This window comes from Nostoc sp. 2RC, from assembly GCF_014222165.1.
GTDB lineage: Bacteria > Cyanobacteriota > Cyanobacteriia > Cyanobacteriales > Nostocaceae > Nostoc > Nostoc linckia.
The window spans coordinates 1-626 of record NZ_JACKZU010000788.1 but is presented as its reverse complement, the minus strand read 5'-3'; the positions used below and the strand labels follow the sequence as shown (position 1 = coordinate 626).

Below are 626 nucleotides of genomic sequence, written 5' to 3'. Positions count from 1 at the left end.
CCCCCCATCCCCCCATGCCCCATGCCCGATTTTTATTCTTCCAACAAACTTCTCAACATCCAAGCTGTTTTTTCGTGTACTTGCATCCGCTGAGTCAATAAATCGGCGGTAGGTTCGTCGTTAACTTCGTCCACTACCGGGAAAATAGACCGTGCAGTTCGGACTACGGCTTCTTGTCCTTCTACTAGTAATTTAATCATGTCTACAGCTTTAGGAACTCCAGGAGTTTCTGGAATTGAACTTAATTTGGCATATTCGCTGTAGGTTCCCGGTGCGGGATAGCCAAGCGCTCTAATTCTTTCGGCAATTAAATCAACTGCTAGCGCTAATTCTGTATACTGGGTCTCAAACATCAGGTGCAATGTTTGGAACATCGGGCCGGTCACATTCCAATGGAAATTATGAGTTTTCAGATACAGTGTGTAGGTGTCAGCCAATAGCCGAGATAATCCCTCGGCAATTTTAGCCCTACTCGCCTCGTCAATGCCGATATTCACGTTTTTGACTGTTACTTGTGATGACATAATTTTCTCCTAGTTGGGTTATATCTAATTGGGGATTGGGGATTGGGCATGGGGCATTGGGCATTGGGCATTGGTTATTCTCCGTGTCCCTGCGTCCCCGTG

1 protein-coding gene is annotated in these 626 nt (G+C 46.3%); it reads right to left on the bottom strand.

Features of this window, described 5'->3' with window-relative positions:
- Nucleotides 1-32: 32 nt before the first annotated feature.
- On the bottom strand, nucleotides 33-524 hold the full coding sequence (locus tag GNE10_RS34990; protein ID WP_099072951.1) for a Dps family protein: 492 nt from the start codon (nucleotides 522-524) through the stop codon (nucleotides 33-35).
- Nucleotides 525-626: the final 102 nt, after the last annotated feature.